Origin of the sequence: Kitasatospora sp. NPDC098652, from assembly GCF_044760155.1 — a bacterium.
GTDB lineage: Bacteria > Actinomycetota > Actinomycetes > Streptomycetales > Streptomycetaceae > Kitasatospora.
Genome location: NZ_JBIWAQ010000031.1, coordinates 11,578 through 25,126, shown reverse-complemented (window position 1 = coordinate 25,126; position 13,549 = coordinate 11,578). Strand labels below are relative to the sequence as shown.

Sequence of the window (13,549 nt, the reverse complement as noted above, 5' to 3'; positions counted from 1 at the left end):
CATGTTCTTTCCATCCCCCGTCGGTCAGCGGCTATGAGGCCGGGCTGACCGAACTCATGTTGAAGTCCGCGACACGCACGGGTGGCATCGCGGTGCGGGTGAAGTAGTCGCTCCACTCGCGGGGCAGGCAGGGCTCGGTGCGGCCCGCCTCGGTGATCCGGCCGAGCAGGTCGACCGGGGACTCGTTGAACCGGAAGTTGTTGACCGCGCCGACGACCTCGCCGTTCTCCACCAGGTAGACGCCGTCCCGGGTGAGGCCGGTGAGCAGCAGCGTCGCCGGGTCCACCTCGCGGATGTACCAGAGGCAGGTGAGCAGCAGGCCGCGCTCGGTGCGGGCGATCATCTCGTCCAGGGTCGGCGCGGACTCCTGGTCGGCCGTCTCCAGCACCAGGTTGTCGATGCCCGGGCGCAGCGGCAGGCCGGTGAGGCCGGCCGTGTGGCGGCTGGTGACCAGCTCGGTCAGCACGCCCTCGCGGATCCACTCGGTGGCCTCGATCGGCGCGCCGTTGTCGAAGACCGAGACGTCGCCGCCGGTGCGGTGCGCCAGCACGAACGGGGCGGCCTCCAGGCCGGGCTCGTTCGGGTCGGCGCGCAGGGTCAGCGGCAGCGCGGCGAGCTTGTCGCCGATCCGGGTGCCGCCACCGGGCCGGGAGAAGACCGACCGGCCCTCGACGGCGTCCCGGCCGCCGGCCGCCCAGTGCAGGCAGAGCAGCAGGTCGGCGACGGCCGCGGGCGGCAGCAGCGTCTCGTACCGCCCGGCGGGCAGGTCGATCCGGCGGGCGCCCCAGCCGAGCCGCTTGGTGAGTTCGGCGTGCAGGGCGGGGACGTCGACGTCGGTGAAGTCCCGGGTGGCGGCGCCGACCCAGGCCGAGCCGGAGAGGTCGGCGGTCTTGCCGTTGATCTCGACCATGCCGGTGGGCTGGTCGTGGCGCAGCCGCAGGCCGGTGGAGCTGCCCAGGTAGCTGGTGGTGAGCTCGTGCCGGGCGAAGCCGTACAGCAGCTCGCCCTGGGCGGCGGCGCGGGCGAAGGCCTCGCCGAGGGCCGGGCCGAAGGCCTCGAACACCTCGATGGAGGTCTCCGCGGGCGGCTCGGTGAAGTCGGGGGAGGCCGGCCGGCCATCGACCAGCGGCTGGGCGTCCTCGGCCGGTCCGGCCGCGCGGGCCGCCGCCTCGGCGGCGCGGACCAGGCCCTCGACGTCCTCGGCGGTGACGGCCTCGCGGGCGACCACGCCGGAGGCGGTGCCCTCGGCGCCGGCCACGGTGGCGATCACGGTGAGGCGGCGGCCGCGGGTGACGCCGTTGGTGGTCAGCGCGTTGCCCGCCCAGCGCAGGTTGGCGGTGGACTCCTCGTCGGCGATCACCACGCAGCCGTCGGCGCGGGACAGGCCGAGGGCCAGCTCGACGAGTTCGTGGGGCTGCATCGCGGTCATCAGTGACCCGCCTCCTGCTGGGTGTTGAGCACGTTGACGTTGCGGAACAGCGCCGACGGGCAGCCGTGGCTGACCGCCGCGATCTGGCCGGGCTGCGCCTTGCCGCAGTTGAAGGCGCCGCCGAGCACGTAGGTCTGCGGGCCGCCGACGGCGGCCATCGAGCCCCAGAAGTCGGTGGTGGTGGCCTGGTAGGCGAAGTCCTTGACCTGGCCGGCGAGTTCGCCGTTCTTGATGGCGTAGGCGCGCTGGCCGGTGAACTGGAAGTTGTAGCGCTGCATGTCGATGGACCAGGAGCGGTCGCCGACGATGTACAGGCCGTTCTCCACCCCGGCGAACAGGCCCGCGGTGTCCGGGCCGTCGGCGGCGGGCTGGAGCGAGACGTTGGCCATCCGCTGGACCGGGACGTGCGCGGGGGAGTCCGCGAAGGCGCAGCCGTTGGAGCGCTCGAAGCCCTTCAACTTGGCCATGCCGCGGTCGAGTTGGTAGCCGACCAGGACGCCGTCCTTGATCAGGTCCCAGGACTGGGTGGCGACGCCCTCGTCGTCGTAGCCGATGGAGGACAGGCCGTGCTCGGCGGTGCGGTCACCGGTGACGTTCATCAGCTCGGAGCCGTAGCGCAGGCTGCCGAGCTGGTCGAAGGTGGCGAAGGAGGTGCCGGCGTAGGCGGCCTCGTAGCCGAGCGCGCGGTCCAGCTCGGTGGCGTGGCCGATCGACTCGTGGATGGTCAGCCAGAGGTTGGACGGGTCGATGACCAGGTCGTAGCGGCCCGGGCGGACGCTCGGGGCCTTCATCTTCTCGGCCAGCAGGACGGGCAGTTCGGCGAGCTCGGCGTCCCAGTCCCACTCGGTGCCGGTCAGGTACTCGTAGCCGCGGCCGACCGGCGGGGCCAGGGTCTGCATCGAGTCGAAGGCGCCGGTGCGCTCGTCGACCGAGGTGGCCTCCAGGTCGGAGTAGAGCCGGATCCGCTGCTGGGTCGTCACGGTGCCCGCGGTGTCGGCGTAGAACTTGTTCTCCTGCACCGTCAGCAGCGCCGCCTGGACGTGCGACACGCCGGGGGCGGCGAGCAGCCGGGCGCTGCGCTCGGCGAGCAGCGCGGTCTTGTCGGCGTCCGGCACCTCGAAGGGGTTGACCTCGTACGAGGAGACCCAGGTGACGTCCCGGTGGACGGGCTCGTCGGCCAGCTCGACCCGCTCGGCGGAGCCGGCCGCCCGGCTGATCCCGCCGGAGAGCCGGGCCACCGCGACGGCGCGGGCGGCGACCTCCGCCGCGGCGCCCGGGGTGAGGTCGACCCCGGCGGCGAAGCCCCAGGCGCCGTCCAGCAGCACCCGGACGGCGAAGCCCAGCTGCACGCTGTCGGAGGTGCCGGCCGGACGGGCGTCGCGCAGCCGCCACGAGGCGCTGCGGACCCGCTCCAGGCGGAAGTCGGCATGGCTGGCGCCGAGTTCGCGGGCCCGGGCGAGGGCGGCGTCGGCCAGGGCGTGCAGCGGCAGGGCGAGGAACAGCGGGTCGACGGCGCGTCCGTGCGCGGCGCCGGCACTGTCGGCCGGAGGGATCGGAGGCAATCGGGCTCCCAGGTCGCGGAGGGTGGCGGTGCGGCGCCACAGGGGCGTCCGCACCGCATCATTTCCCCTCCACCGGGTTCCCGGCCAGCGCATTTCACCCGGGGCGTCGCGGTTTCGGCCAGGGAGGTCCGGCTCCGTGCGCGGCCGTCAGGAGACGGCCTCCCACCAGCCGTCCAGCTCCGGCGGGTTGTCCACGTCGATCCGCTCGCCGGGGCGCGGGACGGCCAGCGGGACGGCCTGGACCTTGGCCTCCTTGAGCAGCCGTTCGATCGGCTCGGCCCAGGGGTGCAGGCCCAGGTTGAAGGTGCACCAGTGGACCGGCACCAGCAGTCCGGCGGTGAGGTCCCGGTGGGCGAGGACGGCGTCCTCGGGGGTCATGTGGATGTCCGGCCAGGCCGCGTCGTAGGCGCCGATCTGCACCAGGGCGGCGTCGAACGGGCCGTGCTGCGCGCCGATCCGGGCATAGCCCTCGAAGTAGCCGGAGTCGCCGGTGTAGAAGACCTTGCGGGTGGGCCCGGCGATCACCCAGGAGCCCCACAGGGTGGTGTTGCGGGTCAGGCCGCGGCCGGAGAAGTGGTGCGCGGAGGTGAGGGTGAGGACCAGCTCGCCCAGGGTGCAGGTCTCGTCCCAGTCCAGCTCGATGATCCGGTGCTCCGGGACGCCCCAGCGGCGCAGGTGGCCGCCGATGCCGAGCGGCACCGCGAAGGGCGCGGACTGGCTGCGCACCAGGCGCTTGACGGTCGCCATGTCGAGGTGGTCGTAGTGGTCGTGGGAGATCAGCACGGCGTCGACCGGCGGCAGCTCCTCCAGCTCCACCGGGACGGGGTGCAGCCGCTTGGGGCCGACGTGGGCGGAGGGGGAGCAGCGGTCGCTCCAGATCGGGTCGAGCAGCACGCGCGAGCCCTCGATCTCGACCAGCGCGGAGGCGTGCCCGTACCAGGTGATCTCCACGCCCTCGGCGGCCGGGCCGGGGGTGGTGGCGGGGCGGACGGTGGGCACCGGGTGGGCCGGGACGCGCCCCTCGCGCTGGAACAGCATCCGGCGGACGGTGTCGCGGTCGACGCTGGGGGCGTCCCCGGCCCGGGCGAGGGTCGAGGGCGCGTTGTGGAAGACGCCGTCGCGGTACTGGGGGGAGTCCCGCACCCGCTCCTCGTGCTCGCCGTCCGGGCGGCGCCCGAACGCCGCGGGCAGGTCGCGCAGCGCCCAGGCGGTCGTGCCCAGGCCCGCAGCCAGGGCGGTGAGGGCGAGCAGTCGTCCGCGTCCGGTGGTGCTCCCGGGCCGTGCCTTGGTCATGCGCCCTGCCTTCGTTTCCTCGCCGGGACTCTTCGGGGGAAGGGTACGTCCGGCCCCGGGGGCGGCCCGCACCACGGGGGCAACGGGCACGCCCGCCCGTGTTGTTCCCGCACAGTGCGCCCTTTCGCGGCGCTGCCCCGGCCTGCGGCGGACGGCCGGGACGGCCGGGCGCCGTGGGTGCGGATTGTCGGATTGCCACAGTTCCTTTGCTGCGGCGCTGTGGGAGACCGATTCGCCCCCGCCGCCGACCGCCCGATAGCGTCACACTGCGTACGCGTCCGGACGGACGCGCCCAGACACGGAGAGAGGTGGATCGTTGAGCCGCTCGGTTCTCGTCACCGGAGGAAACCGGGGCATCGGCCTCGCGATCGCCCAGGCCTTCGCCGAGGCGGGCGACAAGGTCGCCATCACCAGCCGTTCGGGCGAGGTGCCCGAGGCCCTCGCGAAGTTCGACGTCCTCGCGGTGCGCTGTGACATCACGGACGCCGCGCAGGTCGACGCCGCCTTCACCGAGATCGAGCAGAAGCACGGCGCGGTCGAGGTGCTGGTCGCCAACGCGGGCATCACCAACGACACCCTGCTGCTGCGGATGTCCGAGGAGGACTTCACGTCCGTCCTGGACACCAACCTGACCGGCACCTTCCGGGTGGTCAAGCGCGCGTCGAAGCTGATGATGCGCGCCCGCAAGGGCCGCGTGGTGCTGATCTCCTCCGTGGTGGGCCTCTCCGGCTCGCCGGGCCAGGCCAACTACGCCGCCTCCAAGGCCGGCCTGGTCGGCTTCGCCCGCTCGCTGGCGCGCGAGCTCGGCCCGCGCAACATCACCGTCAACGTGGTCGCCCCCGGCTTCGTCGACACCGACATGACCGCCGTGCTCAGCGACGAGCGCCGCGCGGAGATCGTCTCGGGCGTGCCGCTGGGCCGCTACGCGGCGCCCGCCGAGGTCGCGTCCACCGTGCGGTTCCTCGGTTCGGACGAGGCCGCGTACATCACCGGAGCCGTCATTCCCGTCGACGGCGGATTGGGCATGGGTCACTGATCATGAGTGGAATCCTCGAGGGCAAGCGGATCCTGATCACCGGTGTGCTGATGGAGTCCTCCATCGCCTTCCACACCGCGCGGCTGGCCCAGGAGCAGGGCGCCGAGATCATCCTCACCGCCTTCCCCCGCCCGAGCCTGACCGAGCGCATCGCCAAGAAGCTGCCGAAGCCGGTCAAGGTGCTGTCGCTGGACGTCTCCAGCCCGGAGGACCTGGCCGGCATCGCCGAGCAGGTCCGCGAGACCCTGCCGACCCTGGACGGCATCGTCCACTCGATCGGTTTCGCCCCGCAGGACGCCCTGGGCGGCAACTTCCTGGACACCCCGTGGGAGTCCGTGGCCACCGCGATGCACGTCTCGGCGTACTCGCTCAAGTCGCTCACCATGGCGCTGCTGCCGCTGATGCAGGACGGCGGCTCGGTGGTCGGCCTGACCTTCGACGCCCAGTACGCGTGGCCGCAGTACGACTGGATGGGCCCGGCCAAGGCCGCCCTGGAGTCGACCAACCGCTACCTGGCCCGTTACCTGGGCGAGCGGGACATCCGCTGCAACCTGATCTCGGCGGGCCCGATCGGCTCGATGGCCGCCAAGTCCATCCCGGGCTTCGGCGACCTGGCCGACACCTGGAACCACCGCTCCCCGCTCAAGTGGGACCTGAGCGACCCGGAGCCGGCCGGCCGCGGCGTCGTCGCCCTGCTGTCGGACTGGTTCCCGAAGACCACCGGCGAGATCATCCACGTCGACGGCGGTCTGCACGCGATCGGCGCCTGACCGACCGGTTTCCGCCACTGCCCGGCACCCCTGTTCGCGGGGGTGCCGGGCAGTCGTGTTTCCGGTCCCGCCCCGGAGGCGGGTCGCGCCTACGCGTCGGCCGTCGCGCAGGCGCCGATGGCGCGGCCGGCCTCGACCGAGGCGCGCTGGGGGTCGCCGTCCCGGATGGCGTCCCGGATGGTGTGGTGGCCGATGTAGCGCTCGGCGATCAGCTCGGGGCCGACGTCGTTGCGCAGGTGCGCGCGGGTGACCTCACCGAGGTCGGAGTAGACGGCCAGCAGCACGTCGTTGTGGGCGGCGGCCACCACGGCGTGGTGGAAGGCGGCGTCGGCCTGGACAAAGTCCTCGGCGTCGCCGGAGTGCCAGGCGGCCTCGCGCCGTTCCAGCGCGGCGTCCAGCAGGTCGAGGTCGCGGTCGGTGCGGCGGGCGGCGGCCAGGCCGGCCGCGGAGGTCTCCAGCGCCGCCCGCAGCTCGGCGACCTGCGCCTGGTCGGCGTCGGCGAAGCGGCGGTGCATCACCCCGGCCAGCTCGCTGGTGGCCAGGACATACGTGCCGGAGCCCTGGCGGATGTCGAGCAGCCCGTTGTGGGCGAGCGCCCGGACGGCCTCCCGGACGGTGTTGCGGGCCACCCCCAGCTGTTCGACCAGGGCGGCCTCGGTGGGGATGCGCGAGCCGACGGGCCACTCCCCGGAGGTGATCTGGGCGCGCAGCTGCGCGATCACCTGGTCGGACAACGGGGTGCGCCTCGGCGAGGACAGCGCCACGGGGACTCCTAGCGACTACGGGGTTGGGTGGGCCGTGGGGGGAAAGCGGCTGATGGACGAACGGGTCGGGACATCATGCCAATTCCGAGGTGCATCAATTCATCCCATCATTCTATGATGGCGCCCATGCCTCCCGCAGCAGACACCACCACCTCCTCCCCACGGAGCGGGGAGCGGCCGCAGACCGAGCGGCCGTCCGCCCCCGGCACGTACCTCGGCGTGCTGTTCGCCGTCGCGATCGCCGCCGCCGCCTTCAACCTGCGCCCTGTGGTCACCAGCCTCGGACCGCTGCTCGACCAGGTCCGTGACGACCTCGGGATGAACCCGACACTCGCCGGGCTGCTGACCGCCGTCCCCTCGCTGTGCTTCGCGCTGTTCGGCCTCGCCGCTCCGACCGCGGCCCGCCGGATCGGCCCGATCGCCGTGATCACGGCCGGCATGGCCGCCATCACGGCCGGTGTGCTGGCCCGCTCCTTCGCCGGCGGTACGGCGGTGTTCCTGCTGTTCACCGCGCTCGCCCTGGCCGGGGTGGCGGTCTCCAACGTGCTGCTGCCGGTGGTCATCAAGCGGTACTTCCCGGAGAAGGTCGGTCCGATGATCGGCCTGTACTCCATGGCGCTGTCCGCCGGCACCGCGCTGGCCGCCCTGGTCAGCGTGCCGCTGACCAGCTCGCTCGGCGGGGACTGGCGGTACGGCCTGGGCAGCTGGGCCGCCCTGGGGGCGCTCGCCCTGCTGCTCTGGCTGCCGCTGCTGATCGCCAAGCGCGAGCGCGGCGAGCGGGCCGGCGGCGCCCCCGCCCCCGCCAGGCTGCCGATCACCCGCAGCCGTACGGCCTGGGCGATGGCCTGCTTCTTCGGCCTCCAGGCCACCGGCGCCTACGTGGTGATGGGCTGGCTGCCGAAGATCTTCCAGGACTCCGGCATCGACAAGGGCACCTCCGGGGTGCTGCTCGCGGTCACCATGGTGATCGGCGTGCCGGTCTCCTTCGTACTGCCCAACCTGGCGGCCCGGCGCGGTGACCAGCGGATCTTCGTGGTGCTGCTGGCCTGCTGCGGCATCGCCGGGTACTCCGGGCTGGCGCTCGCCCCGGCCGGGGCGCCGTGGGTGTGGGCCGTGCTGGTGGGCCTGTCCAACTGCGCCTTCCCGCTGGTGCTGACCATGATCGGGCTGCGCGCCCGGACGGCCGGCGGGGTGGCCCAGCTGTCCGTGTTCGCCCAGGGGCTCGGCTACCTGATCTCCGTCCCCGGTCCGATCCTGATCGGCCGGATCTACGACGTCACCGGTGAGTGGTACTGGCCGCTGGGCTTCCTGGCCCTGCTGCTGGTGCCGCAGATGCTGTTCGGCCTGCGCGCCGCCCAGGCCCGGCACATCGAAGACGAGGCGGTCCTGCCCGCCGAGCGGGTCAAGGCCTGACCGAGCGGGTCAAGGCCTGACCGGGAAGGTGAAGGCCCGAACGGGAAGGTCAAGGCCCGACCAAGGCGGTGGGGCCGGTCGGGGACGGGCGTGTTCGGGGTGGGAGAATCCCGACATGCCCGTTCTCGACCCGAACCCCACCGACGGCCGCAAGCAGCTCGGCCGCATCGCCCTCCTCTTCGGCGGCATCGTGGTGCTGGTGGCGATCATCGCCAGCGTCGCCACCGCGATGGGCTGACCCGGCCGCACCGCCCGCCCGCACCGGCGGGTGCACGGGCGCCGTACTCCCGGTGACACCCCGGCCGGCGGGGCATGACGGCACCCGCCACCCGGGGGAGTGGCGGCAACCGGGAGCATCGCGCCCCCGGGCCGCTTTTCTGCCAAGCTTGCTGGGTATGAGCGCCGACACGCCCCGCAGGATCATCGTTCTCCGCCACGCCAAGGCCGACTGGCCGAACGGCGTGGACGACCACGAGCGGCCGCTGGCCGACCGGGGCCGTCACCAGGCCCCGGAAGCCGGCCGCTGGCTGGTCGACTCCGGCATCAACCCCGAGTACGTGCTCTGCTCCACCGCCCTGCGCACCCGCGAGACCTGGAAGCTGGCGGCGCACGAGCTGCCCAAGCGGGCCCGCCGGACGGTGTACGAGGACCGGATCTACGAGGCCAGCCCGGGCGAGATCATCGCCGTCCTCCAGGAGACCCCGGAGGAGTACGCGGACGTGGTGCTGGTCGGCCACAACCCCGGGGTGCTGGGCCTGACCCAGGTGCTCGCCGGGGACGCCGGGGACCGGGACGCGCTGGAGCGGCTGCGCCTGGGCGGCTTCCCGACCGCGGCGATCGCGGTGCTCAGCTTCAGCGGCTCGTGGAAGGGCGTCGAGCCGGGCGTGGCCGAGCTGGTCTCGTACTACACGCCGCAGGACTGACCCCCCGGGGCGCTCGCCCCGGAACGTACCTGAGGGGCGTGCGGATCGATCCGCACGCCCCTCAGTCGTCAGCGCCCTTCGGTTGTCAGCACGCCTCAGTTCAGTCGACCGAGAGTCCGCCGTCGGCCGCCTCGACCTCCTCGCGGGTGATCCCGAGCAGGTACAGCACGGTGTCCAGGAAGGGCACGTTCACCGCGGTGTCGGCGGCCTCGCGCACCACGGGCTTGGCGTTGAAGGCCACCCCGAGCCCGGCCGCGTTCAGCATGTCCAGGTCGTTGGCGCCGTCGCCGATCGCCACCGTCTGCGACAGCGGCACCTTCGCCTGCTCGGCGAACCGGGCCAGCCAGCGGGCCTTGCCCGCACGGTCCACGATCTCGCCGACCACCCGGCCGGTGAACCTCCCGTCCACCACCTCCAGGGTGTTGGCCGCCGCGAAGTCCAGCCCCAGCTGCTCCACCAGGTGGTCGGTGACCTGGGTGAACCCGCCGGACACCACCGCGACCTGGAAGCCCAGCCGCTGGAGCGTACGGATCAGGGTGCGCGCCCCCGGCGTGAACCGGACCTCCGCGCGCACCTTCTCGGTCACCGAGGCGTCCAGCCCGGCCAGCAGGGCCACCCGGGCCCGCAGCGACTCGGCGAAGTCCAGCTCGCCGCGCATCGCCGCCGCCGTCACCTCGGCGACCTCCGCCTCGCAGCCCGCGTGGGCGGCGAACAGCTCGATCACCTCGTCCTGGATGAGCGTGGAGTCCACGTCCATCACCACCAGGCGCTTGGCCCGGCGCTCCAGCCCGGCGGCCATCACCGCGACGTCCACCCGCTGGGCGGCCGCCTCCTGGGCCAGTTCGGCCCGCAGCTCCTCGGTGGCCACACCGGAGACGGCCAGTTCGACCGCCGTCACCGGGTACTTGGCGAGGCGGAAGACACGGTCGATGTTGCCGCCCGCCGCGGTGATCCGGGAGGTCAGCGCCGAGACGGCGGCCGCGGTCAGCGGGTGGCCGAGCACCGTCACGTGCGAACGGCCCTCGCGGCGCGGCCGGTTGTCGCCGATGCCGGAGAGGATCTCGGCCTGGAGCTTCTGCTCCTCCGCCCAGCGGTGCACGGTGGCCCGCAGGCCGCCCTCCGCGTCGGGCGCGCGGGGCGGGGTGACCAGGGCGCACAGCGTGATGCGACCACGGGTGACGACCTGCTCGATGTCGATGACGTCGACGCCGAAGCCGGCCAGGGTGGCGAACAGGCCGGCGGTGATGCCGGGGCGGTCCTTGCCGAACACCTTGACGAGCAGGGTGCGCTCGTCCGCGGTCCGGGGCTGGGCGGCGGGGAGGGGCTCAGCGGCCAGGGGCGATGCGTTCATGGTGGCTCCCACGCTACCCGTCGGTCGACCCGCCGGGAGCACCTGTCCCACGTCGCGGGACACCCGTGCCCGCGGCCCGACCGGCTGCCCCGGGTAGCAGCCTGGTCACAGTCACCCGGGGTGACTTTCACCTGCGGACGGCGGGCTGGAATGATTCCCCCCGTCAGTCAGAGGAACAGTGCACCCCCGGCCGGGGGCCAAATCGGGGGAACCGAGAGAGCGGGGCAGGCAAGCAGTGCCGCAACTCGTCATTGATATCAACGGACAGCAGCGGACTCTTGAGCCCGGGCGGTCCTACACCATCGGGCGCAACCCGCAGTCGGACTTCACGTTCGACGACGCCAGGGTCTCCTGGCAGCACGGGACCATCAGCTTCAACGGCAGCGGTTGGCAGCTGGACGACCACGGCAGCACCAACGGCACCTACGTGGCCGGCGCCCGCACCATGCAGGCCCAGCTGTTCCCCGGTGCCGTGGTGAACCTGGGCAACCCGGAGAACGGCCCCCGGCTCGCCTTCTCCGCGCCCGCCCACGCCGCCGCCCCGCAGCCCACCCCGGTGCACGAGGCCGTCACCAGCCGCAGCCCCGCCCCGACGCCCCAGCAGCCCGCCCCGCAGCAGGCCTGGCCGGGTCAGGACCCGTACCAGCAGCAGCCGCAGGCGCAGCAGGCCTGGCCGCAGCAGCCGCCCGCGCAGCAGTACGTGCCGCAGCAGCAGGCCGCCCAGCCGTACCCGCCGCAGGACCAGCAGGCGGCGCAGCAGGCGGCCCAGCACGGCGGCTTCCCCGCGCAGCACGGCGGCTTCCCGGCGCAGCAGCAGGGCTTCCCCGCCCCGCCGCAGCACGACGGCGGCGGCCCGCAGCCGACGGTGATCCGCAACCTGACGGCCGGTATGCGCACCATCCGGATCGGCCGCGCGCTGGACAACGACATCGTGGTGTCCGACCTCCAGGTCTCCCGCCACCACGCCGAGCTGCGCCAACTGCCGGACGGCCGCTACGAGATCGTCGACCTCGGCAGCCACAACGGCATCTTCCTCAACGGCCAGCCGGTGCAGCGCCAGCTGATGGGCCCGCAGGACCGGTTGACCGTCGGCCACTCCAGCTTCGTCCTGGTCGGCGACCAGCTGCAGGAGTTCGTCGACACCGGCGCGGTCTCCTTCTCCGCCCGCCACCTGACCGTCGAGGTCGACCACAAGGGCGGCAAGAAGGTCCTGCTCAACGACGTCAGCTTCGGCGTCCCGGAGAAGTCCCTGGTGGCCGTCATCGGCCCGTCCGGCTCCGGCAAGTCGACCCTGCTGCGCGCCCTCACCGGCTACCGCCCGGCCGACCGCGGCGAGGTGCTGTACGACGGCCGCAACCTCTACAAGCAGTTCGCCGAACTCCGCTCCCGGATCGGCCTGGTGCCGCAGTCGGAGATCCTGCACCGCGAGCTCACCGTGCGGAAGGGCCTCAAGTACGCGGCCCGGCTGCGCTTCCCCGGCGACACCGAGGCCCGCGAGCGCGACGCCCGGATCGACGAGGTGCTGTACGAGCTGCGCCTGGACAAGCGCGCCGACAACAAGATCACCGCTCTCTCCGGCGGCCAGCAGAAGCGCGTCTCGGTCGCCCTGGAGCTGCTCACCAAGCCCTCGCTGATCTTCCTGGACGAGCCCACCTCGGGCCTCGACCCGGGCATGGACCGCGAGGTCATGCAGATGCTGCGCGGCCTCGCCGACGACGGCCGCACCATCCTGGTCGTCACCCACTCGGTGGCCGAACTCGCGCTCTGCGACCGGCTGCTGGTGATGGCGCCGGGTGGCTCGGTGGCCTACTTCGGCCCGCCGGACGAGGCGCTGCACTTCTTCGGGTACGAGACCTGGGCGGACGTCTTCCAGGCCTTCGAGAACTACCCCGACCACGACTGGGCCGGCCGCTACCGCGGTTCGGTGCACTACCAGCAGTACTCCGCCCCGACCGTCGAGGCGGGCGAGGTGCAGCACGTCCAGGTCGCCCAGGAGGCCGTCCGGCCGCCCAAGCCGCAGAGCTGGGGCTCGCAGCTGTGGACGCTGATGCGCCGCTACATGTCGGTGCTCGCCTCGGACCGCGGCTTCCTGGCGCTGTCGGTGCTGCTGCCGGCGGTGATCGGCGCGGTCAGCGTGCTGATCCCCAACGAACCGGGCCTCGCACCCAACCCGAAGACCCAGCTGCACCTCAACAACGGGGCCGCGACGATCCTGCTGATCCTGGCGATCGGCGCCTGCTTCTCCGGGGCGGCCAACTCGGTCCGCGAGCTGATCAAGGAACGGGCGATCTACGAACGGGAACGGGCCACCGGCCTGTCCCGCTCGGCGTACATGATGTCCAAGATCATCGTGCTGGGGATCTTCTCGGTCATCCAGGGCGCGATCATCTCCGCCGTCGGCTTCCTGCCGCGCAAGCTCCCCGAGCACGGCCTGATCGTCAAGAACATCCCGATGATCGAGATGACCATCGGCATGATCCTGCTCAGCTTCGCCGCGATGATGTTCGGCCTGATGATCTCCGCGCTGGTGAAGACCGCCGAGAAGACCATGCCCCTGCTGGTCATGTTCGCCATCGTCCAGGTGGTGTTCACCGGCTGCCTCTTCCAGATCTTCGGCAAGCCCGGCCTGGAGCAGGTCGCCTGGCTGATGCCGGCCCGCTGGGGCACCGGCATGGTGGCCACCACGCTCGACCTGTCGCACCTCATGGGGCCCTGGAACAAGGACTTCCAGAACCCCAACTACGACCCGCTGTGGGACCACAGCGTCGCCCAGTGGTCGATCGACGCGGCCGTGCTGATCGTCATCTCGGTCGTGATCGGCGTGATCGTGACCCGGCTGCAGCGCCGGCACGAGCCCGAGGTCATGCAGAAGGGCTGACCAGCCCCGCTGTGAAAGGGCGCTCCCCCGGGTGGGGGAGCGCCCTTCGCGTTCCCGGGGCGTGCGGGCCCATCGGCCTAGGTCCCCGGACCTGCGCCCGGAGCGGCCGGGGACGGACGCGGACGCCCCC

The 13,549-nt window shown here is 72.7% G+C and carries 11 protein-coding genes; 6 read left to right on the top strand and 5 right to left on the bottom strand.

Features of this window, described 5'->3' with window-relative positions; translation table 11 throughout:
* Positions 1 to 31: 31 nt before the first annotated feature.
* The 3 genes from ACIQWA_RS37190 to ACIQWA_RS37180 all read right to left on the bottom strand — a co-directional run bounded on the left by ACIQWA_RS37190 (position 32) and on the right by ACIQWA_RS37180 (position 4,284).
* On the bottom strand, positions 32 to 1,429 hold the full coding sequence (locus tag ACIQWA_RS37190) for a metallopeptidase TldD-related protein (protein ID WP_402490617.1): 1,398 nt from the start codon (positions 1,427 to 1,429) through the stop codon (positions 32 to 34).
* Positions 1,429 to 2,982, bottom strand: coding sequence for a TldD/PmbA family protein (locus ACIQWA_RS37185; RefSeq protein WP_402490715.1), 1,554 nt, complete (start codon positions 2,980 to 2,982; stop codon positions 1,429 to 1,431). The genes ACIQWA_RS37190 and ACIQWA_RS37185 overlap by 1 nt, the downstream gene beginning before the upstream one ends.
* Before the next feature lie 156 nt (positions 2,983 to 3,138).
* Positions 3,139 to 4,284 (bottom strand): MBL fold metallo-hydrolase, encoded by a 1,146-nt coding sequence (locus ACIQWA_RS37180; protein ID WP_360241178.1) that lies wholly within the window; start codon positions 4,282 to 4,284, stop codon positions 3,139 to 3,141.
* Positions 4,285 to 4,600: 316 nt separating this feature from the next.
* On the opposite strand from ACIQWA_RS37180, the gene fabG reads away from it, so the two are divergent.
* Complete coding sequence (gene fabG, locus ACIQWA_RS37175) at positions 4,601 to 5,320, top strand: 3-oxoacyl-[acyl-carrier-protein] reductase (protein ID WP_360241181.1); 720 nt, start codon at positions 4,601 to 4,603, stop codon at positions 5,318 to 5,320.
* Positions 5,321 to 5,322: 2 nt separating this feature from the next.
* A complete protein-coding gene (gene fabI, locus ACIQWA_RS37170) occupies positions 5,323 to 6,090 on the top strand; it encodes an enoyl-ACP reductase FabI (protein WP_360241184.1) in 768 nt (255 codons plus the stop codon).
* Positions 6,091 to 6,179: 89 nt separating this feature from the next.
* On the opposite strand, the gene ACIQWA_RS37165 is transcribed toward fabI, so the two are convergent.
* Positions 6,180 to 6,854, bottom strand: a complete 675-nt coding sequence (locus tag ACIQWA_RS37165; RefSeq protein ID WP_402490611.1) for a FadR/GntR family transcriptional regulator — start codon at positions 6,852 to 6,854, stop codon at positions 6,180 to 6,182.
* 126 nt (positions 6,855 to 6,980) lie between these two features.
* On the opposite strand from ACIQWA_RS37165, the gene ACIQWA_RS37160 reads away from it, so the two are divergent.
* From ACIQWA_RS37160 to ACIQWA_RS37150, 3 genes are all read left to right on the top strand, one after another.
* The gene (locus tag ACIQWA_RS37160) at positions 6,981 to 8,267 is read left to right on the top strand and encodes a CynX/NimT family MFS transporter (protein ID WP_402490609.1); all 1,287 of its coding nucleotides are present in this window, start codon (positions 6,981 to 6,983) and stop codon (positions 8,265 to 8,267) included.
* A gap of 115 nt (positions 8,268 to 8,382) precedes the next feature.
* Positions 8,383 to 8,505, top strand: a complete 123-nt coding sequence (locus tag ACIQWA_RS37155; protein WP_360241193.1) for an SGM_5486 family transporter-associated protein — start codon at positions 8,383 to 8,385, stop codon at positions 8,503 to 8,505.
* 157 nt (positions 8,506 to 8,662) lie between these two features.
* Positions 8,663 to 9,190: a SixA phosphatase family protein gene (locus ACIQWA_RS37150; RefSeq protein ID WP_402490606.1), complete on the top strand. Its 528-nt coding sequence runs from the start codon at positions 8,663 to 8,665 to the stop codon at positions 9,188 to 9,190.
* Between the two features lie 100 nt (positions 9,191 to 9,290).
* On the opposite strand, the gene serB is transcribed toward ACIQWA_RS37150, so the two are convergent.
* Positions 9,291 to 10,541 (bottom strand): phosphoserine phosphatase SerB, encoded by a 1,251-nt coding sequence (gene serB, locus ACIQWA_RS37145; RefSeq protein ID WP_360241199.1) that lies wholly within the window; start codon positions 10,539 to 10,541, stop codon positions 9,291 to 9,293.
* Between the two features lie 235 nt (positions 10,542 to 10,776).
* On the opposite strand from serB, the gene ACIQWA_RS37140 reads away from it, so the two are divergent.
* The gene (locus ACIQWA_RS37140; RefSeq protein WP_402490604.1) at positions 10,777 to 13,419 is read left to right on the top strand and encodes an FHA domain-containing protein; all 2,643 of its coding nucleotides are present in this window, start codon (positions 10,777 to 10,779) and stop codon (positions 13,417 to 13,419) included.
* Positions 13,420 to 13,549: the final 130 nt, after the last annotated feature.